This is a genomic window from Paenibacillus sp. MER 99-2, from assembly GCF_023714095.1.
In the GTDB taxonomy this organism is placed as follows: domain Bacteria; phylum Bacillota; class Bacilli; order Paenibacillales; family Paenibacillaceae; genus Paenibacillus.
The window spans coordinates 456,314-475,045 of sequence record NZ_JAMAUZ010000003.1; the positions used below are offsets into that span (position 1 = coordinate 456,314).

Here is an 18,732-nt window from a genome sequence, read left to right on the forward strand (position 1 = left end):
CTTTTGATTACGAAGGATGCCTGACGGCATCTTAGCTTCGAATATGGGATTCAGCCGAAATGTCCGTTGCTCACGTAGCTTAATCTACGCTCCGCTACTCCATTTCTATCTTCATCCCATCTTCTCGGTACTGAAAACCGACCTTTTTGAACATGCACTTATAGAGCTTATTTCCAATAAGTTGTGGAACAAACATGGCTCTCATACATGAGCATAGCAAAAATAGTCAACCTTATCCATCGTGGATAAGAGGCTTTCTTCAAAATGAACAGCGGCCTTTCTGACGATAAGCATGGTATAACTGTGGTTACATTTTTCATCACAACGGGTAAAGGGTTAACAAGCATAGGATGTGTCTATTCTCTTCGAGAGTCTAAGTTCACATGCTAGAATGGAGGAAACAGCGATGGAGTTTAACAAAGCCTTGTTAATTCATCATCAGCATGCGGGGAAAGCCAGTCGAGTTGACTCATTAGGCATTGCATCAGGCATACTAGCACCAGCAGTTCGCGAGCTTGTTATTGTTCGAACGGACGAGCCTGGTGAAGGTGAGCGACTATGCCGGGAGCGTGGGGAACAGTTCGATGTAGTATTTATTCTTGGCGGGGATGGTACGGTTCATGAATGCATGAATGGATTGGCGGACCTTAAACAGCCTCCACTTGTTGGCATATTGCCAGGAGGTACCTGTAATGATTTTGCGCGTTCGCTAGGTATTTCTCCAGATGTGGAAACAGCTGCACAGGAAATGTTGAAAGGACACCAGATGTCTATTGATCTTGGACGAGCCAATGACCGAGTATTTACGAACTTTTATGGAATCGGATTAATCAGTGATACATCACAAAATATAAATGATCAATTAAAAGGTGCACTAGGCAAGATTAGTTACTTCATCAGCACCTTACAAACGATAAGCCATGCAGAGCCATTCCGCTATCAATTAGTGGCAGACGGGGAGAAAATGCAGGGTGAAGCGGTTATGATCTATATTGCGAACGGGCGTTTTCTGGGCACCAACACGTTACCTTTTGCAGCAGATTCCCTTCAGGATCGTAAGTTGGATGTGCTCATTATCCATGATACAGGTATCCCTTTGCTACGGGAGATCTTGGCTCATAAGCCAGAGGGAGAATGGCAGCCTCAGCACGAGAGCATCAGTTATTTCAAGGCAACCAGCTTGAAGCTGGAAACTGCAACGCCTATGCTGGCGGATACCGATGGGGAACTATATATGAAGACACCCGCCGAACTGTCGGTGTTGGCGGGTCATCTGACTTTTCTGACCGGAGATGAGTTTTAATATCCCGGTTTCTTTATTTATTTTGCACATCATGGGGGATAATCTAAGCTTGATCTACACAGTACCTTTCTCGGTATTCACCTTCCAGCATGCTCATGCGAATCGCATCATGATACTGATGGTTGTAGAACAGTACGTCTCGGCTGATTCCTTCCCGTTGGAACCCAAGCTTCTCATATGTACGAATGGCACGCTCGTTGAAGGCGTACACCTCAAGCTCAATCCGATGCAGATTGCATATGCCAAAACCATAATCGAGCATAAGCAGCATCGCTTCGCTCCCATAACCTTTACCTTGATACTGCGTGTTGTCGATGGCAATGCGAATATGTGCGCTACGATTTTTGCTATGCATGTCCATCAGGGCGATGTCACCGATGACTTGATCCGTTTCTTGTAAAGCAATCAACAACATGAGCCTGGAATCATCCTGGGCTGCATTCTCTACATAACGTTCGACTTGTGCACGTGTAAAACTATTTTGTGTGCCCGTAAGCCGCCGAGCCTCGCTGTTGAATAATCCGGGAAAATAATCGCTCTGCTCAAATGGGCGAAGATAGACACGCTCACTCTCTAGAAGACGTGGGATATGTGTAGATGTTTGAGTTGATTGGGTGGGTTGGGACATTGTTATTCCTCCTATTTGTAAACTGGCTCCCCTGATTATAGTCTAGTACTGTATACTGCAAAATGTGCAGTTATTAAAATTCGGGCAGGACAGATGAGGGATGAGGTGTATGGATTCATGAAGCAAATGCCGACATTGGAGGAAAACACGAGTAGACCCGTCTACGTACAACTTTCAGATCATATCAAACGGGAGATTATGCGCGGTGAACTGGCGGAGGATGCCAAGCTACCTTCCATCCGTAAACTGGCCGAAATGCTGGGAATTAGTTCGACTCCAGTCGAATGGGCATATCAGCAATTGATTGCAGAAGGATATGTGTACAGCCAGCCTCGTAGAGGCTTTCGTGTACGAGCTTTGACGGATGGTTACGGGGCGATTCAGCTTCCAATGGATAACAAGCTGCATCATAGGATCACACCCGAGCAACCCCAGTATCCGGATACGGATCAGTCTGCAATTCGCCCAACCAAGAATATGAAGTATGACTTTCATATGTCGCGTAATGATTTTAGTCTGTTTCCGTATGCCAAGTGGCAGCAATATACGAATCGAATCTGGCGTGAAGAGGCAGATGAGTTGTTGTTTTATGGTGATCCCCAAGGAGAATGGGGGTTACGTTGTGAGATTGCCACCTATCTTGGACAGTTCAGGGGTGTGAGATGTTCGCCAGAACAGATCGTGGTGGGTGCGGAGCAGCATTTGTTAATGACACTGCTTGTACAAACGCTATTTAAGCTAGGCGGTATGCATTCGATTGGAGTTGAACGTCCGGGCTATCGCTTGCTGCCGGGCACATTCCGTCATTATGGTTATCAGGTTGTGCCCATTTCACTGGATGAGGAAGGTCTGGATATCACAGCATTGGAACGTTCTGGAGTTAAGTTGGTCGGTGTGTCCCCGTCACATCAATTCCCGATGGGCATGACGATGCCAATTGCACGAAGATTAGCATTGCTGGATTGGGCGGAGCGTGAACAAGCATACATCATTGAGGATGATTATGACGGCGAGTTTCGATACCATGGACGTCCGATACCATCGATGCAAGGATTGCGCGAGGATAGTCGTGTGATCTATATGGGCGGTTTCTCCCAGGTGCTTGCCCCTGCCTTATGTATACACTACATGGTCCTTCCAATGGAATTGATGCATGGTTTCCGGGAGATGTACCGAGATGTCCTGTTTGAACAGTCAGCTTCCCGGCTCATCCAGCGGACGTTAGAAGTATTTATGCGTGAAGGAGAGCTTGGCAAGCATATCCGCAAAATGCGAAACCTCTACAAACGGAAACATGATCTCCTCGTTCAATCCATCCGCAGACATTTTGGCGAGCAGGCCGAGATTAGCGGACAGAACGCTGGCTTTCATCTGGTATTGCGTATAACGTCGTCTCAGACAGCCTCTGTATTGGTACAAGCAGTAGCTGAAACAGGTGTACAAGTAAGTTCCACGGAGTATCTATGGGGAGAAGCCAGCAGTCCGAGGGATGGCAAAAAGGAATTTATCATTGGTTTTGCGGGTATAGAAGCGGTCCAAATTGACCAAGGGATTGAAGCACTCGCGAAGGCATGGCGCAGTTCTCCTTCTTGATCTTAGTTCTCTTGAACAGCGCCATCCAGAAATAGGCCAACCAATTGCTGGGCAAGCTCCGCAAGGCTGGCATGCATGTTGCGCACATCTTCCCGATTCGCAAGCATGAGCAGGGACGTAAATGCATGAGCGAGCAGCATGGGGTTCGCAGGGCGGAGGTAACCATTATCCATCTCGCGCTGGAAATGTACAGCCAGCACCTCATAGATCTGTACCTCCGCCGCACGAATCTGGGTGAGTTGCTCTTCGTTTAGATAGGTTTCGGCTTCGCGCATCATCGTTTCTGTATCAATATGAGATTGCTCCATCTTCACCTCGGCTACATTCTGAAGCCGTTGCCGCAGCGATCCGGGCTCATCTAGCCGTCGTGCGGTCTGCTGCATCGCCATCGCCATCATACGTGTGATAGCTGTTGTGAAAAGCTCAGGTTTGCTGGAGAAGTGGTAATAGATAGACGCCTTGGTCACCTGACATTGGGACGCGATCTGTTGTAGGGATACAGGTTCGTATCCGTGTTCCATGAATAGCTTGGATGCCGTCATCAGAATTTTCGACTGAGTTGACGCTTGATCAGAGCCAGCCTTCGGTCTGCCTGGTGAGCGGGAAGTGCGTTGTTTAGAGTTCATTGTGGATACCTCTTTACTTAAAAGATTACTGTTCAAAATTGTTCATAATTTTAGTATTGCAAAATTAACCTTCCGGTATATATAATTAATTCGATTATACAATGACCCACGGTTCATTTCTATAATAAGTTCTATATAGATTGAGCTAATATTTACACCAGAACGGAGAGGACAGAAATAATTGAAGAAGCGAAGCGTTCGCCTTTATCACGGGATTTTTTCCTTTTGAGAAGGGAATCAAAAAAATCTGGGGATAACAGCGATCGGAACATTATTCTGTCATCGAAGTGGCTAGTGTAAATAGTTTAGATCAATCTATATATATATCAGGATAGGGAGATGAGAAGACAATGCAAGAAGGTTCGGGTTACGGCCGCTGGGTTGCTGGCAAACGAAGTAAGTGGGTAACACTTTTGGTATGGATCATCATAGCGGTAGTACTCGGTCTAGTTTGGCCGGCTGTGAATGATCGGGAAACGAATAATGCTCAGGATCTGAGCGATTCTAAACCATCTGTGCAAGCTGCTGTAGTAGCTCAGAGAGAATTCCCTGGTGGGGAAGGCTTGCCAGCATTGATTGTATGGCATCAGGCTGGTGGACTTACGGATGAACATATTAAGCAGATTCAAGCGCTGACAGAGCGACTGGATCAAGACCCTGTGGAAGAGCAGCAAGCGGTAGTACCGCTGTATCAATTGCCACCACAGGCCATTCAAGGACAACTGTCCGAAGATGGCAGCACGCTTGTCATGCCGCTCTTCTTCAACGAAGGAGCCGATGCGGAGCAGCTGGAGAAAGGCATCGATGCACTGCAGGAGAAAACGGCAGAGATCTTCGGAGTGAACCCGTTTGAAGTAGCGGTTGATGATGCAAGTTCACTCAGCGCACGCGTTACAGGACCAGTCGGCATATCCATTGATGCTAGCGGATTGTTCTCTTCTGCTGACGTATCGCTGCTCATTGCTACAGTGATACTCGTACTTGTGTTGTTGTTATTAATCTATCGTTCCCCGGTACTTGCGATTATTCCGATTATCGCAGTAGGGTTCGCATATATGGTGACGAGTCCGATTCTGGGATTCATGGCAGATCAGGGATGGATCACCGTTGATGCTCAGTCCATTTCAATTATGACGGTACTCTTGTTCGGGGCGGGAACGGATTACTGTCTGTTCATGATCTCTAGATTCCGCCAAATTCTCTACCATGAGCCGGACAAAAAGAAAGCTCTCTTCCAGGCGATTACGGGTTCATCCGGTGCCATTGCGATGAGTGGATTCACTGTCGTTGCGGCATTACTTGTACTGTTACTCGCTGAATACGGGGCATATCACCGTTTTGCTGTACCATTCAGTTTGTCCATCTTCATCATGTTTATTGCAAGTCTGACGCTGGTTCCAGCGCTGCTCGCTATCTTCGGTCGTGGTTCGTTCTACCCGTTCGTACCACGTACACATGAGATGGAAGTTGAACGTGCGAAGAAAAAAGGCAAACCAGCTCCAGCTCCGCGCAAAGTGAAAGAAAGCTGGATCGGGCGTACTGTTGTTACGAAGCCATGGACTGTGCTGGTAGTAACCCTAGTGCTCCTGGGTGGACTAGCAGCGTTCTCAACACAGATTAAATTCACATATGACTTGTTATCTTCCTTCCCGGAAGATGTTCCTTCTCGTGAAGGCTTCACCGTTATTGGAGAGCAGTTCTCCCAAGGGGAATTGGCTCCAGTGAAAGTTATCATTGATGCTGAGGGTCAGGACACGGATCTGCAATCCAAACTTGAAGCACTCGATTATGTAAGTAAAGTTGGCGATGCACAGCAAGGTGCGGAGAATGCAAACATTACAGCTTATGATGTAGAGTTCAATCTGAATCCGTACTCAATGGAAGCGATGCAGCATATTCCTGATTTGCGAGCAACAGCTGAACAGGCTTTGACAGATGCGGGGATATCGAATGCCGATACGCACGTATGGATTGATGGTCAGACGGCTGAGCAATATGACATTGAAGTAGCTGGAGAACGCGATGCCAAGATCATTATTCCTGTGGTCATCGGCATGATCACATTGTTATTGCTGCTCTACCTGCGTTCTGTAGTTGCAACGGCATATCTGATTGCTACTGTCGTTCTATCCTTTTTCTCAGCACTGGGATTGGGGTGGCTCATTATCCATTACGGACTTGGAGCCGATGCGATTCAAGGAGCGATTCCGCTGTATTCCTTCGTATTCCTTGTGGCATTGGGTGAAGACTACAACATCTTCATGATCTCAAGCATCTGGCAGAAACGCAAAACGATGCCGCTTCGCCAAGCCATTAAGGAAGGTGTAGGCGAGACTGGATCGGTTATCACCTCTGCGGGTCTGATCCTGGCAGGAACGTTCGCGGTATTGGCAACATTGCCGATCCAGGTGTTAGTGCAGTTCGGGATTATTACGGCTGTAGGCGTTATGCTGGATACGTTCCTGGTTCGTCCATTCATGGTACCGGCGATTACGACATTGCTAGGTAAATGGGCATTCTGGCCAGGTAAGTATGTTCCGATTGCGGAGAAACAGGAAGAGAAGCAGGTTTAATCTCTATCCTCTGATTCGGTTATATAGCATGGATGGCGGTTACGATCTAACCGCTGTCCATGTTTTTTTGAATGATGATATAGGTGCGTTGTCCAGTTTCTATCGCCGAATCTGTGATGGAATGGTGGAACTGTCAAATATGCGGTAGATCTAAGGGTGAGTAGTGCTCTCTTTGGGCAGGAAGGTTTACGTACACACAAGTTTTGGGACATAATAGAGTGAACGTTGGTCTAGAATGGGCCGAATGCAATGAACAACAATGAGACAACCAGGGGAAGGATGAAAGCTAGCATGACGAATCAACTTAATGTGTACTTTAACCATGACGGCGGTGTGGATGACCTCGTATCGCTGTTCATGCTTCTGCAGATGGACAATGTGAATGTAACCGGAGTATCTGTTATTCCGGCAGATGGATATCTGGAGCCGGCAACGGACGCCAGTCGCAAAATCATCGATCGTTTCGGAACATATTCCGTAGACGTGTCCAAGTCGAATTCCAGAGGGAAAAACCCATTCCCGGCAGCATGGAGATTGCACTCTTTCTATGTAGATGCACTTCCAGTATTGAACGAGTCTGGCAAAATGGAAGCTCCATTATCCACTCTGCCTGCGCATAAGCACTTGATTGAGAAGGTTCGCAATACCGAAGGCAAAACGTTGCTTCTGTTCACTGGACCGTTGACTGACCTTGCGCGTGCGCTGGATGAAGCACCAGACATTGAAGAGAAAATCGACAAGCTGGTATGGATGGGCGGTACATTTGAGAAAGGTAACGTCGAAGAGCCAGAACATGACGGTACAGCAGAATGGAACGTATTCTGGGATCCAGAAGCGGCTTATCGTGTATGGGAGAGCGGCATTCAGATTGATCTGGTTGCACTCGAAAGCACAAACAAAGTACCTCTTACTCCAGCAGTCCGTAACCGCTGGGCGGCAGAGCGTCGCTTCGAGGGTGTGGACTTCTTGGGTAACTGTTATGCTGGTTGTCCGCCACTCGTGTACAGTGAGACGAACTCCACTTATTATCTGTGGGATGTACTGACAACAGCTTCCGTAGGTCGCGAGGATATCGTGAAGAAGAAAACGGTGAATTGCATCGTGATCCCGGATGGGCCAAGCCAAGGTCGTACCGTAGAGCAGGCCGATGGACGTCCAGTACAATTGGTGTACGATACGGATCCAGAAGCATTCTTTACTTATATGACGGATTTGGGCAAAAAAGCTGCTCCGCAGCGTTATTAATTCAGGCAGCCGATAGGCTAGTCATCATCTAGTAGACACAATAAGCCGCTCAGCAGAGAGAAAGGAATTCCTTTCCCTGCTAAGCGGCTTATTTCGCATTGGGACACAGCGCCCAATGCATTGCTTGCTGACCCACTCTATATTTTAAAGCGGGCAATCAGTCCGTTCAGTTCACTGGACAATACACGCAGACTCTCGGCTGACGCACTGATCTCACCCATCGATTGCAATTGGCCGCCAGTTGCGGCAGACACCTCTTGAATGCTGGATGAAGATTCACGCGAGATGTGCTCCATATTTTCGACGGAAGCCGATATTTCTTCTGCACTGGCAGAGAGCTGTTCTGAAGCGGCAGACACCTCATGTAAACGCTCGTTGATCGTATCAATTCCCGAGTGAATCGAGGTGAACGAACGCCCCGCTTCCTGTACAACGACGAGTCCTGACTGGACTTCGGTTGTACTTGCACTCATATGCTCAGACAAGACTTGAGTTTGGCGCGTGATTTCGGCAATTAACTCCGATACATGCAGGGAGGACTGTTCAGATTCGGTGGCGAGCTTACGGACTTCGGAAGCCACCACGGCAAATCCATTGCCATGCTCCCCGGCGCGAGCAGCTTCAATGCTGGCATTGAGCGCAAGCAAGCTGGTCTGGGATGCAATGCCCTTCATCAGGAGAGCCACAGATTCAATCTTGCTGGAGTATTGCTCCAGCTGCAAGGTGGATACGGACATCTGCGTGTTTGCTTGATGGATTTTATCCATCCGATCAATCGCAGTGTTAATGTTCGCTTGTCCTTGCACCGCATTAAGGGTTGTTTCCTGGGATACGCCCGCAACGAGCGATGCGGAGTGAGCGATATGCTGCATGCTACGGGTGATTTCCTCCATGGCCATTGTAACTTCTCCCGCTCGGGCAACCTGTTCAGTAGCTCCCTGAGCCGTATGATCTGTATGCTTCGCGATCCGCTGGCTGGCTTCGGCCGTTGCTCTGGAGTGAACCGATACACCTTCGGCGGCTTTGAGCAAGGAATCGGAGCTTTTGCGAATACCGGCCATCACATTGCGAGTATCTGTGACGAGATGTTTGAACTCGGTAGCGAGCTGACCGACCTCATCCTTACGTCCCAGCTCCACATCGACAGTCAGGTCGCCTTTTCCTACTTGAGCGATGATCTTCTTGAGTCTGACGAGAGGGCGTGTGAGGTAATGAGCGAACCCATATACAAGTAATACGCTGAGCAAGACAATAACCAGTGCTGTCCAGATCATCGTCATGCGATTACGTGTCATCAGCTCATAGACAGCCGTGGAGTCCAGATCCGCACCCACAATGCCCAGCACTTCCCCGTTTGTACCGTGAATTGGGACATAGGCAGTGATGGTCGCTCCATACTCGTCCTGTGTTAGTTCCCCATGTACAGACTCGTTATTGGCAAAAGCGTGGAGCATGCCTTCGTATTGCGTTTCCTCTACTGATCCGTAGGGTGAAAAATCATCCTCCGACACGTCGGCAGCCGCACCATCGACCACGTAATAATATGTGGCTGTTCCGTTCTCTTCCCGTTTACCAAGAGTGTACAGATACTTCAAGCCATTGGCTTCACGAAGCTGGCTAAGCTGTTCGCGCAGGGTTCCGTAATAGGCAGTTTCATTCTGTCCCGTACTGAGTGGTGCATATTGAGTCACGTCTATGGATTGTGCAGCTCGTTCGGCAACAGCCTGAGCTTGCATTCCCATGGATTGTTCAACAAGTTCAGCAGACGAACGGTACATCGTCACACCAAGCACGGCTCCAGCCGCTAGCATGAGGCATGAAAAAAACAAAAAGATACGCATAAACAAACTGTTCATTAGTAGTATTACTCCCCCTTTTTAGCGGTAAACGGTTGTAGCTATTGATCACTATTGAAACGACTATCAACATATGGATCAGACGTGCATTGTGCTGGGTTGAACATGGGTAAAACGAATATGTATGTGTATTGCTGTATTCAATGTGCTGGCTTCATGTGCGTGTTCAAAAAGGTAGGTGCCATGAAGTAGCCGTCCACCTTCAAATATCGGCATTTCAGGGATAAAGAATTAGCCCCCGAATGCAGTTCATCCGGGAGCTCGTTTATCCTGATCTAATTGAAGCTGTATGATGTTACATTGTTCCCCCACCTTGGCGAATCGAGGCTGGGATCTTTTCTGGCCCTTGATTGATGTACTTTTGAATAAAAGTCCCCACCTTCGCATCGTCAAACGTGGCGAGTTTCATCGTCTTCGTCCAGGCGGTCACAACGACCTCGCTGCCTTCGGGAATGTCCTTGTTCGGAACGGCGAGGATTCCTGCGCCTGCTTCACGAAACTTGGTCAGATACTTCAAATGCTCTTTGAGCTCGTCACTCGCATTTTCACGATAATAAATAATGATATCTCCATGCTCCAGATTGTGTACCAGATAAGGATAACCAGGGAAGTCGGTATAGAACCCAAACTTGATATCATGTGGATTATGAGGCCCTGAGGTCGGAATGGTCATCTCATAGTTAATCGGGTCTTCCGTATGGCTAGCCCCATAATACGGGTCATCCGTCACATCTATGGTGGCATTGGCGTTCAGATCAGCAACATTGTATTGGGTAAAGGCACCCTGCATGAAGAAGAGAGCGATCACCACGATGGATATTCCGAGCATAGCGTGCGCTGTGATCCGAATGGTTCGACTTTTCTTTTTCACAATGGCCCGCTCATCCTTCTTCATATGGGCAACAATGGAGCCTTGCGTGCGTGAAGCCCAGACGTAGGCGACGATAGACAACAACAGAATGACTGCGCCGATGATGAGCCACAGGTAGGATGTACCCGCCTCGTGATTCATCTGCATGTGATCCATATGTGGATCCATAAATATCCTCTTCTTTCTTCGTTAAAATAAAATCATCATTCATTAACACTACATATCGTAGTGTTAATGGCGTTACACACTCTACTTCCGATCCAGTACACCGAGATGTACCGCAGATTAGATGCGAGAGCGAAAGGTGGATGGTCATCTTCCTTAGATGTCCAATACGTAAATAAAACCATATCAAATTTACACTACACATTATAGTGTAATCATGTGGATCGTGCAATCTTTGTGCGATATACATGACATGTTTTTCAAAGTGAATTCAAGTTTCAAGTTCATCATATGTCCTGTTCCACACTATAGTTGCTCTATAGTTATAACAAAAAGGCTCTCGTTGCCGAAGCAAGAGAACCTTTTGAAATGCCATATTGATCATCGATTACCTCTAGGGAGAGGACTACATCCGCCAGAACGAAGAGTAGAACAAGCTCAGGATGCTAAGCAATGTCTCCAAGAGCAAACGATATACGACATAGACTAGCACGATGTTGGCAATGAGCACCGTATAGATGCTGTCGATTGCGGCTTTGGAACGATTCAATGGATATTGGAACACAACCGCATTCATGCCTACAATGACGATGATGTAAGCAATCGCGACAAAATACAGTGAGAAGGAGAAGGAAATGATCGTGAACACGTTCGCCAGAACGAGTGCAGCCACTGCAGGAACCAATAATGCGCCGTACTGGGCTACGAGAATTTTGGGACGGAACGTAAGCTTCTCCACTTTCAAAATGATATACATTAACGCAACCGCAATAATTAGCATGATGGCTGTAAGCAAGAGAGGTCTGATGAACCCACTTACGAATATGCCGGGAATTTCCATAGAGCTAAAGGCAATTAAGAAGTATGTAGAGGATAAAACTGCGATTAAAGCCATCGTCAACCATCCATTGAATGAGTGCTGTTCACCAACGCTCTTCATCGCTTGGTAAGGACGAACAAGGACGCTAAGGAAATAAGATGCATATTGTTTGCTTACTTCTTTGGCTTGCTGAACTTTCTCATTTTGCATCATATTGTTCCATTGATTGTTCTGTGGATCACCGGACGCCTGATTTTCGGTAGTGTGCGCCTGTTCTTGCGGTTGCCGAATTGGAATGGGTGCTGATGTATTCGAGCTGGAATCCTGAGGTGCATGATTAGGAGAGTCTTGTTTACTTGACCAACGCGTATATTCGGACTCCGATGCAGCAGCAGATTCGTGATCTGGTGAAGCGCCAGCAGGGGAAGACGTCGAAGCAACCTCGGTCAGGTTCGATCCGCACCTCTCGCAAAAGCTAGCATTTTCATTTTCATGATTACATACTGGGCATTTCATGATATAAGCCTCCATTTCATTTATTTAGACATTTTGTCTTATTTTAAGGGTTAATGTGGAAGTTTGTCCATGACTTCCATTGAATTCTACAAGGGATTTATGAAAATGAAGTTTGTATTTATGATCATATTTAGTTCTTGTACAGTTTATGTCCATCGTAAGTATGATCGTTCTTTCTGCAGCGAATGTAATGGATAGAGAACGTAGTCTGCGGGTATACTTTTACCAGTTCAATCCTTTGTTCAATCACGTTAAGTACAGATATAAATACGTTTCAATTCATGTAATGTTCGCTTTTATGAGATATTTGTAGGTGAAGTTCATCTTTTGGGTTGCCCAACACAGAACATTTATGTATAATCAGACGTGTTAATACGTTTAATGTACGGTAGTAAATGATGTAGGTGAGTTCATGGAACTGCTGGACAGTAATGAGAGCAAGAAAAAGATGTGCCAATACTATAATGAAATATCGAAGGAACTGTTCGGCTTCGGGACAACTCTCCTGAGAGTGACCGTAGATCAGAATATTGTAACCTTCTTCGCGAAGCACCGACGTTCGCCACGCTCTGACGCCCTGGAAGGGGAGGCCCCCGGCTTGAAGCTGGAAGTGGACTTCCGCATGTCTGTCTTATATAAGAAGAAATTCAGGGAGAAGTTAGAGCAACACATGGGTTTGCCAATTGAAGCTGTTTTAAGGGATTATGATGCGTCCACGCAGTGGGCCATTACCAATGTGATTTTGGAACAAGCATAGATGGATTAGTGGGGTTTTCCTGTTGATGCATACTGCCTTTGTACCTGAGATTCATATGGATTCTGACAATTTCATACGATGGCGTCTGTCTTTGGATTGATTCTGAAGCAGAAACCGATGATGTACCGGCTACGGGTGTCGCTTTCCTTTGTTTACGAAGAAAAGTGTTCTTGTTCACACAAGAATGCTTTTCTTTTTGTTTTTTTAAGTTGAATTAGCCCTGTCATAACACAAATGCTCCGAAAACAGAAAACCTTTCGATCGTCGTTATCCCCAGATTTCTTTTATTCCCTTATATAAGGGAGAAATCTTGTGATAGCTTATGCTTCCGAAGCAGCTTTCTTACAGAAAGCTTTTAGGCGAACACTTCGTTTCTCCAGGTTCTTTCTGTTTTCTACGTAATAATTGTTATCAAGATAATTCAACTTCATAAATTGCGTTAAAAATCACACATATCAGGGGGATTAAGATCATGATGAAAAAATGGATTAGTGGTTTGGCGACAGTAGCGATGACTTCGGTATTACTTGCAGGTTGTGGCAGCAGCACGGATGATGCAACAGGCGGATCAGGCAATGGGGGAACAGCTCCAACGAAACTGGTTATCTCCACATGGGGTTTCTCGGAAGATTTCTTCAATCAAGAAGTATTTGGTCCATTTGAAAAAGAACATAATGTAGATATCGTGCTGGAAGTGGGCAACAATGCTGAGCGCTTGAACAAAATCCGTCAGGGTACATCTAGCGTAGATGTGATCTATCTGTCTGACTACTATGCGCAGCAAGGCATTGACGAAGGCCTGTTTGAGAAAATCGACCGCTCCAAAATTCCGAACATCAATGACATTTATGAAATTGCCCAAGCTCCACTTGGTGAAGATTACGGCCCTGCTTACACCGTTGGACAATTGGGGATTGCGTATAACCCAGACATGGTTGCCAAAGAAGTTACTTCTTGGAGCGATCTATGGGATCCCGCTTTTGAAAATAACCTGACGATTCCGAACATTACAGCAACCGCTGGCCCAATGGTACTCGATGCAGCATCCCGTGTTGCAGGCAATGATACGTTTAATGAAGATGCCGCATTCACGAAGCTAAAAGAGCTTAGCGGAAATGTCGTGAAATTCTACACGCAAACTTCGGAGTATGTGAACATGTTCTCTCAAGAAGAGATTGCAGGCGGTCCAATTATGGAAATGTACTTCAAAGACTTGAAGGCAGCTGTGCCTAATGCGAAGTTTGTAACACCTAGCGAGGGTGCTTATGCCGTTATGAACACGATCAACGTAGTTAAAGGCAGCAAAAACAAAGAACTCGCTGAAGAGTTCATCAACTGGCAGCTCAGTCAGGACGTTCAAGCGAAATCAGCTAAAGCCAAAGTGGATTCTCCAGTAAACACAAAAGTAGAACTGAATGCTGAAGAAGCTGAAGGTGTGACATACGGAGCAGACGTAGTTGAGAAGTTGAACAAGCTGGATATGGAGTTTGTAAACCAACAAGCTAAAGGCTGGACAGATCGTTGGAATCGTGAGATTGCCCAATAAAACAAACGTAACGACAAGGAGTGGAGCATAGATGAGTAAAACGTCTAATCCCATCATCTTGGATGTAGATACAGGTATTGATGATGCGCTGGCGATTCTACTGGCTGTCAAAAGCCGGAAGCTAGATATTCTCGGCATCACGACTGTCTGCGGGAATGTATCTCTAGCGCAGGCAACGGAGAATACGTGCAAAATACTGGAGCTGGCAGGTGCGCCTGCCATTCCGGTGATTGCTGGAGCAGCGAGTCCGCTGACTCGGAAGTCTCATTATGAACATCGTGTGCATGGACAGGACGGATTGGGTGGTGCGCTGCCTGATCCGGCAATGTCCAAGCAGGCTGATCCAGGGTTCGGCCCAGACTTTATCGTGGAGCAGGCTAAACTATACCCTGGTGAACTCACCCTGATTATGACGGCACCACTTACGAATTTGGCGCTGTCGCTAATTAAATGTCCGGAGCTGCCTTCTTTATTGAAGGAAGTCATCTTCATGGGTGGCGTTGTGCGGGGTCACGGTAACGTGACACCAGTAGCGGAGTACAATACGTACGCTGATCCTGAGGCTGCACGCATCGTTGTGCAGGCAGGAATTGAGAAGCTTACACAAGTCGGACTGGATGTGACACGCCAGACGTTGCTGAATGAAGCTACCATTGAACGCCTCACAGATCCTGTACTACGCGCATATGTAGCTCAGAGTACGGAGATTTATATTAATCGTTACGAACAAATGAATGGTGTACGAGCATGTGCGCTGCATGATCCACTAGCTGTTGGTGTAGCACTCGCTCCGGAACTGGTTGGACGCAAGTCGTATTACGTGGATGTCGAAACCGCGAGCCGTCTGTGCGACGGTCAGATGGTGTGTGATTTCCAAAACCGGTTGGGACAACAGCCCAACACCCTCGTTTGCGAAACAGTAGATGCGGAAAGCTTCCTAGAACTGTTTATCAACGCATTAAATTCGTAAATATAGAGGTTGTTCAAAAAATCCGCTTTTGATTACGAAGGATGCCTGTCGGCATCTCAGCATCGAATATGGGATTCAGCCGAAATGTCCGTTGCTCACGTAGTTTTGCCTACGCTCCGCTACTCCATTTCTATCTTCATCCCATCTTCTTGGCACTGAAAACCGGATTTTTTGAACTCGTTAATATTTTTATCCAAAGAGGAAAGTTAAGATCGATATTAAAATAAGTTCTTAACTTGATCCCGCTTAGTGGAGGGGACGAAATCGATTCTGGAGAAGCGAAGCGCTCGCCTAAAAGCTTTCTGTAAGAAAGCTGCTTCGGAAGCATATGCTATCCTTGGATTTTTCCTTCTAAGAAGAAGGAGATCAAGAAAATCCAAGGATAACAGCGATCGTAAGAACGATTCGTATCCGGAACGGCTGATGCGGAGATAGCCAACACTTGTTTTTGGAATGACTCAAATTTTTCTTATGTCAGGAGTAGAACGATGAAAAAATCAGTAATCTACTGGCTATTGCTGCCGGGATTCATATTTTTGGCGGCATTCATGATCATTCCGATTGTCCTGACGATCGGGTCGACCTTTTTTCAGGAAAACTCCTTCACGTTTGAAGGATACATGCATTTTTTCAGAGACCCTTACTTTTTGAAAATATTGCTTACCACCCTGCAGGTCAGTGTGGTCACCACGATTGTCTGCGTGGTGCTCGGATTCCCGACAGCTTATTATATTTCTCGGAAAGCGCCGCGCCGCAAAGGCATTTTGCTGGCACTGGCGATCTTCCCACTCTTGACGAGCCCGGTTGTGCGCTCGTTCAGCTGGATGATCATCCTTGGACGTAAAGGGCTGATCAACAACGCGCTCGTTGGTTTGGGAATCGTGGACAAGCCGCTGGATATTTTGTACACACCGGCAGCGATGATGATCGGTCTGACACATCTGTTCTTGCCGCTCATGATTATTTCCCTGGTCGGCGTACTGGAGAACATTGATGGTGACCTGCTCAAAGCAGCACAAAGCCTAGGTGCATCCCGCTTCACTGCGTTCCGCCGGGTTGTGTTCCCACTGGCTGTGCCAGGGCTTGTCATCGGAGCTGTGCTTGTATTTGTCGGCAGTCTGACGGCATATACGACACCTGCCCTCCTTGGAGGTAAACAGCGTGTAATTGCCACGTTCCTGTATCAGAACGCCATGACTCTCAACGACTGGTATCTGGCCTCGGTTGTTGCCGCGATTATGATTGTGATTACATTCGTCGTGGTCGGTGTCATGAACAAAATGGCCAAAACTTTAAATCCGAAGGGGTAGACATATGCGGGAGAAACATATCGGGCTGGGCCTGTTCAGTCTGCTGGTCTTTATCTTTCTGCTGGGCCCGCTTCTGATCATATCGGTCACTTCGTTTGAACCGGGAACGGTACTCAAATTCCCACCGGAGGGATTCTCCTTCCGCTGGTACGAAAATATTTTCAACACAGGCGGTTTCCTCCGCACATTCCAGACGTCCATCATTATCTCCCTGCTGGGGAACTTGCTGGCACTGGTGCTAGGGATTCCGGCTGCGTATGCACTCAGTCGTTACGATTTCAAAGGTAAATCATTGCTGAATGCCGTATTCCTATCGCCGGTATTGATTCCGGGAATCGTGCTTGGTTTCACGTTAATGAAATATCTGATCGTGATCTACCACCTTCCGATGTATCTGGGATTGTTGATTGGACACACGATTATTATGCTTCCGTTTATTATTCGGGTTATTGCTTCAAGTCTGTCGAGCTTTGATTTTGCAGTGGAGGAAGCTGCACTTAGTCTGGGTGCGGGACGTCTAAGAACGTTCTTTCAGGTGGTGCTGCCTAACATTCGCTCCGGTATTCTGGCGGCGGTACTTATTGCTTTCTTGGAATCGTTCAACAACGTGGACATTTCCGTGTTCATGACTGGCCCGGGTGTGAGTACATTGCCGATTCAGATGCTGACGTACGTGGAGAATTATTTTGACCCAACGATTGCAGCCATTTCCGTGCTGCTGATGGTACTGACAGGACTCTTAATGTTCGTGATCGAACGGATCATGGGCGGATTTTCATACTTTACTAAACGTTAATTGGAGGCGCAGAACGCTATGGCATTGCTGACACTAGACCACGTATCCGTGGCATACGATAAGCAGACAATCCTGAAGGATTTTCAGTTGGAGCTGGAAAAAGGTAAGCTGCTCTCCCTGCTCGGACCGAGCGGTTGCGGCAAAACAACTACGCTGCGCCTCATCGCCGGATTCTTAGAAGCATCACAGGGCAAGTTTATGTTCGGCGGCAAGGATTACACGAAGGTTCCGGTGAACAAGCGGAACTTCGGATTTGTATTTCAGAGCTATGCGCTGTTCCCGCATCTGTCTGTCTATGACAATGTGGCGTTTGGCCTACGGATGCGCAAGGTGAAGGACAAGGATATCTCCTCTCGTGTGATGCGCATTCTTGAAGTGGTTAACTTGATTGGATTCGAGAAACGCTTCCCAACAGAACTGTCGGGTGGACAACGTCAGCGTGTGGCGATTGCCCGCGCACTGGTGATTGAACCGGATCTGCTTCTATTTGATGAACCTCTCAGTAATCTGGATGCTAACCTGCGACTCAACATGCGAGTCGAGATTCGCCGGATTCAGCAGGAGCTAGGCATCACTACTCTCTATGTATCTCATGATCAGGAAGAGTGTTTCTCGATTTCCGATCAGGTAGCAATCATGAACAAAGGCGTGGTCGAGCAGCTCGATCGCCCAGAGACAATTTTTAAATATCCAGCAACGGAGTTTGTAGCACGATTTATCGGATTCCATAACTTTATTGAGTTTGCGGATCGCACGGATGCAGGGGATATGATTACGTTGCATGCGGGAGGCCGTACGTTTAATGCTACTGCACATCCGGGTACGGCTCGTGCCGGTGCTCGCAAAGGCGCGATCCGCCCCGATGATCTGATCGTGAGTGGAGACACATCCGCGGATCTTGCAAATGCATTGCCAGGCATCGTGAAGGTAAGTACGTACCTCGGTCGTAGTTATCAGTATGTCATTGAGACGGAACTTGGCGACTTCACAGCCAACCAAGAGATGGAGACGCCTTATCTTAGCGGACAGCGAGTGAGTCTGATTTTCCCACAGGATAAACTTGTGTTGGTGGAGTAGTCACATTGAATGTAATTGACAGCAACAGGAAGTAAAGCAGCAAAGAAGGCATGTTGTGCAGTGAATCCGGTTAGGGCAAG

The 18,732-nt window shown here is 47.1% G+C and carries 15 protein-coding genes; 10 read left to right on the forward strand and 5 right to left on the reverse strand.

Annotated features, from left to right (window positions below):
- The first annotated feature begins 406 nt into the window (after nucleotides 1-406).
- Nucleotides 407-1,303, forward strand: coding sequence for a diacylglycerol/lipid kinase family protein (locus M3636_RS17050; RefSeq protein WP_251383313.1), 897 nt, complete (start codon nucleotides 407-409; stop codon nucleotides 1,301-1,303).
- Nucleotides 1,304-1,346: 43 nt separating this feature from the next.
- On the opposite strand, the gene M3636_RS17055 is transcribed toward M3636_RS17050, so the two are convergent.
- Nucleotides 1,347-1,931, reverse strand: a complete 585-nt coding sequence (locus M3636_RS17055) for a GNAT family N-acetyltransferase (RefSeq protein WP_251383314.1) — start codon at nucleotides 1,929-1,931, stop codon at nucleotides 1,347-1,349.
- 117 nt (nucleotides 1,932-2,048) lie between these two features.
- Between M3636_RS17055 and pdxR the strand changes: the two genes are divergently transcribed.
- A complete protein-coding gene (pdxR, locus tag M3636_RS17060; RefSeq protein ID WP_251383315.1) occupies nucleotides 2,049-3,524 on the forward strand; it encodes a MocR-like pyridoxine biosynthesis transcription factor PdxR in 1,476 nt (491 codons plus the stop codon).
- Between the two features lie 2 nt (nucleotides 3,525-3,526).
- On the opposite strand, the gene M3636_RS17065 is transcribed toward pdxR, so the two are convergent.
- Entirely contained in the window at nucleotides 3,527-4,150 is a 624-nt protein-coding gene (locus M3636_RS17065; RefSeq protein WP_251383316.1) for a TetR/AcrR family transcriptional regulator, read from the reverse strand.
- 350 nt (nucleotides 4,151-4,500) lie between these two features.
- On the opposite strand from M3636_RS17065, the gene M3636_RS17070 reads away from it, so the two are divergent.
- Together M3636_RS17070 and M3636_RS17075 are read left to right on the forward strand one after the other, a co-directional pair.
- Entirely contained in the window at nucleotides 4,501-6,723 is a 2,223-nt protein-coding gene (locus tag M3636_RS17070; RefSeq protein WP_251383317.1) for an MMPL family transporter, read from the forward strand.
- A 291-nt stretch (nucleotides 6,724-7,014) separates the two neighbouring features.
- Nucleotides 7,015-7,968, forward strand: coding sequence for a nucleoside hydrolase (locus M3636_RS17075; protein ID WP_056701889.1), 954 nt, complete (start codon nucleotides 7,015-7,017; stop codon nucleotides 7,966-7,968).
- A 137-nt stretch (nucleotides 7,969-8,105) separates the two neighbouring features.
- On the opposite strand, the gene M3636_RS17080 is transcribed toward M3636_RS17075, so the two are convergent.
- The 3 genes from M3636_RS17080 to M3636_RS17090 form a co-directional block, all read right to left on the reverse strand.
- Nucleotides 8,106-9,824, reverse strand: a complete 1,719-nt coding sequence (locus M3636_RS17080) for a methyl-accepting chemotaxis protein (protein ID WP_251383318.1) — start codon at nucleotides 9,822-9,824, stop codon at nucleotides 8,106-8,108.
- A gap of 295 nt (nucleotides 9,825-10,119) precedes the next feature.
- The gene (locus M3636_RS17085) at nucleotides 10,120-10,863 is read right to left on the reverse strand and encodes a DUF3105 domain-containing protein (RefSeq protein ID WP_251383319.1); all 744 of its coding nucleotides are present in this window, start codon (nucleotides 10,861-10,863) and stop codon (nucleotides 10,120-10,122) included.
- Nucleotides 10,864-11,266: 403 nt separating this feature from the next.
- The gene (locus M3636_RS17090) at nucleotides 11,267-12,196 is read right to left on the reverse strand and encodes a zinc ribbon domain-containing protein (RefSeq protein WP_251383320.1); all 930 of its coding nucleotides are present in this window, start codon (nucleotides 12,194-12,196) and stop codon (nucleotides 11,267-11,269) included.
- A gap of 412 nt (nucleotides 12,197-12,608) precedes the next feature.
- Between M3636_RS17090 and M3636_RS17095 the strand changes: the two genes are divergently transcribed.
- From M3636_RS17095 to M3636_RS17120, 6 genes are all read left to right on the forward strand, one after another.
- Nucleotides 12,609-12,953, forward strand: coding sequence for a Na-translocating system protein MpsC family protein (locus M3636_RS17095; RefSeq protein WP_056701897.1), 345 nt, complete (start codon nucleotides 12,609-12,611; stop codon nucleotides 12,951-12,953).
- A gap of 475 nt (nucleotides 12,954-13,428) precedes the next feature.
- Entirely contained in the window at nucleotides 13,429-14,499 is a 1,071-nt protein-coding gene (locus M3636_RS17100) for an ABC transporter substrate-binding protein (RefSeq protein ID WP_251383544.1), read from the forward strand.
- Between the two features lie 31 nt (nucleotides 14,500-14,530).
- A complete protein-coding gene (locus tag M3636_RS17105; RefSeq protein WP_251383321.1) occupies nucleotides 14,531-15,469 on the forward strand; it encodes a nucleoside hydrolase in 939 nt (312 codons plus the stop codon).
- A 488-nt stretch (nucleotides 15,470-15,957) separates the two neighbouring features.
- Complete coding sequence (locus M3636_RS17110) at nucleotides 15,958-16,779, forward strand: ABC transporter permease (protein ID WP_056701902.1); 822 nt, start codon at nucleotides 15,958-15,960, stop codon at nucleotides 16,777-16,779.
- 4 nt (nucleotides 16,780-16,783) lie between these two features.
- Nucleotides 16,784-17,575, forward strand: a complete 792-nt coding sequence (locus M3636_RS17115; protein WP_056701904.1) for an ABC transporter permease — start codon at nucleotides 16,784-16,786, stop codon at nucleotides 17,573-17,575.
- A gap of 18 nt (nucleotides 17,576-17,593) precedes the next feature.
- Nucleotides 17,594-18,652 (forward strand): ABC transporter ATP-binding protein, encoded by a 1,059-nt coding sequence (locus M3636_RS17120; RefSeq protein WP_145407102.1) that lies wholly within the window; start codon nucleotides 17,594-17,596, stop codon nucleotides 18,650-18,652.
- Nucleotides 18,653-18,732 lie beyond the last annotated feature (80 nt).

Excerpts from the sequence above, each read along its gene's own strand:
- M3636_RS17095 (WP_056701897.1), top strand. The coding sequence starts at position 12,609 with ATGGAACTGCTGGACAGTAATGAGAGCAAGAAAAAGATGTGCCAATAC.
- M3636_RS17115 (WP_056701904.1), top strand. The coding sequence starts at position 16,784 with ATGCGGGAGAAACATATCGGGCTGGGCCTGTTCAGTCTGCTGGTCTTT.
- M3636_RS17055 (WP_251383314.1), bottom strand. The coding sequence starts at position 1,931 with ATGTCCCAACCCACCCAATCAACTCAAACATCTACACATATCCCACGT.
- M3636_RS17120 (WP_145407102.1), top strand. The coding sequence starts at position 17,594 with ATGGCATTGCTGACACTAGACCACGTATCCGTGGCATACGATAAGCAG.
- M3636_RS17090 (WP_251383320.1), bottom strand. The coding sequence starts at position 12,196 with ATGAAATGCCCAGTATGTAATCATGAAAATGAAAATGCTAGCTTTTGC.
- M3636_RS17050 (WP_251383313.1), top strand. The coding sequence starts at position 407 with ATGGAGTTTAACAAAGCCTTGTTAATTCATCATCAGCATGCGGGGAAA.
- M3636_RS17110 (WP_056701902.1), top strand. The coding sequence starts at position 15,958 with ATGAAAAAATCAGTAATCTACTGGCTATTGCTGCCGGGATTCATATTT.
- M3636_RS17100 (WP_251383544.1), top strand. The coding sequence starts at position 13,429 with ATGAAAAAATGGATTAGTGGTTTGGCGACAGTAGCGATGACTTCGGTA.
- M3636_RS17085 (WP_251383319.1), bottom strand. The coding sequence starts at position 10,863 with ATGGATCCACATATGGATCACATGCAGATGAATCACGAGGCGGGTACA.
- M3636_RS17075 (WP_056701889.1), top strand. The coding sequence starts at position 7,015 with ATGACGAATCAACTTAATGTGTACTTTAACCATGACGGCGGTGTGGAT.
- pdxR (WP_251383315.1), top strand. The coding sequence starts at position 2,049 with ATGAAGCAAATGCCGACATTGGAGGAAAACACGAGTAGACCCGTCTAC.
- M3636_RS17070 (WP_251383317.1), top strand. The coding sequence starts at position 4,501 with ATGCAAGAAGGTTCGGGTTACGGCCGCTGGGTTGCTGGCAAACGAAGT.
- M3636_RS17080 (WP_251383318.1), bottom strand. The coding sequence starts at position 9,824 with ATGAACAGTTTGTTTATGCGTATCTTTTTGTTTTTTTCATGCCTCATG.
- M3636_RS17065 (WP_251383316.1), bottom strand. The coding sequence starts at position 4,150 with ATGAACTCTAAACAACGCACTTCCCGCTCACCAGGCAGACCGAAGGCT.
- M3636_RS17105 (WP_251383321.1), top strand. The coding sequence starts at position 14,531 with ATGAGTAAAACGTCTAATCCCATCATCTTGGATGTAGATACAGGTATT.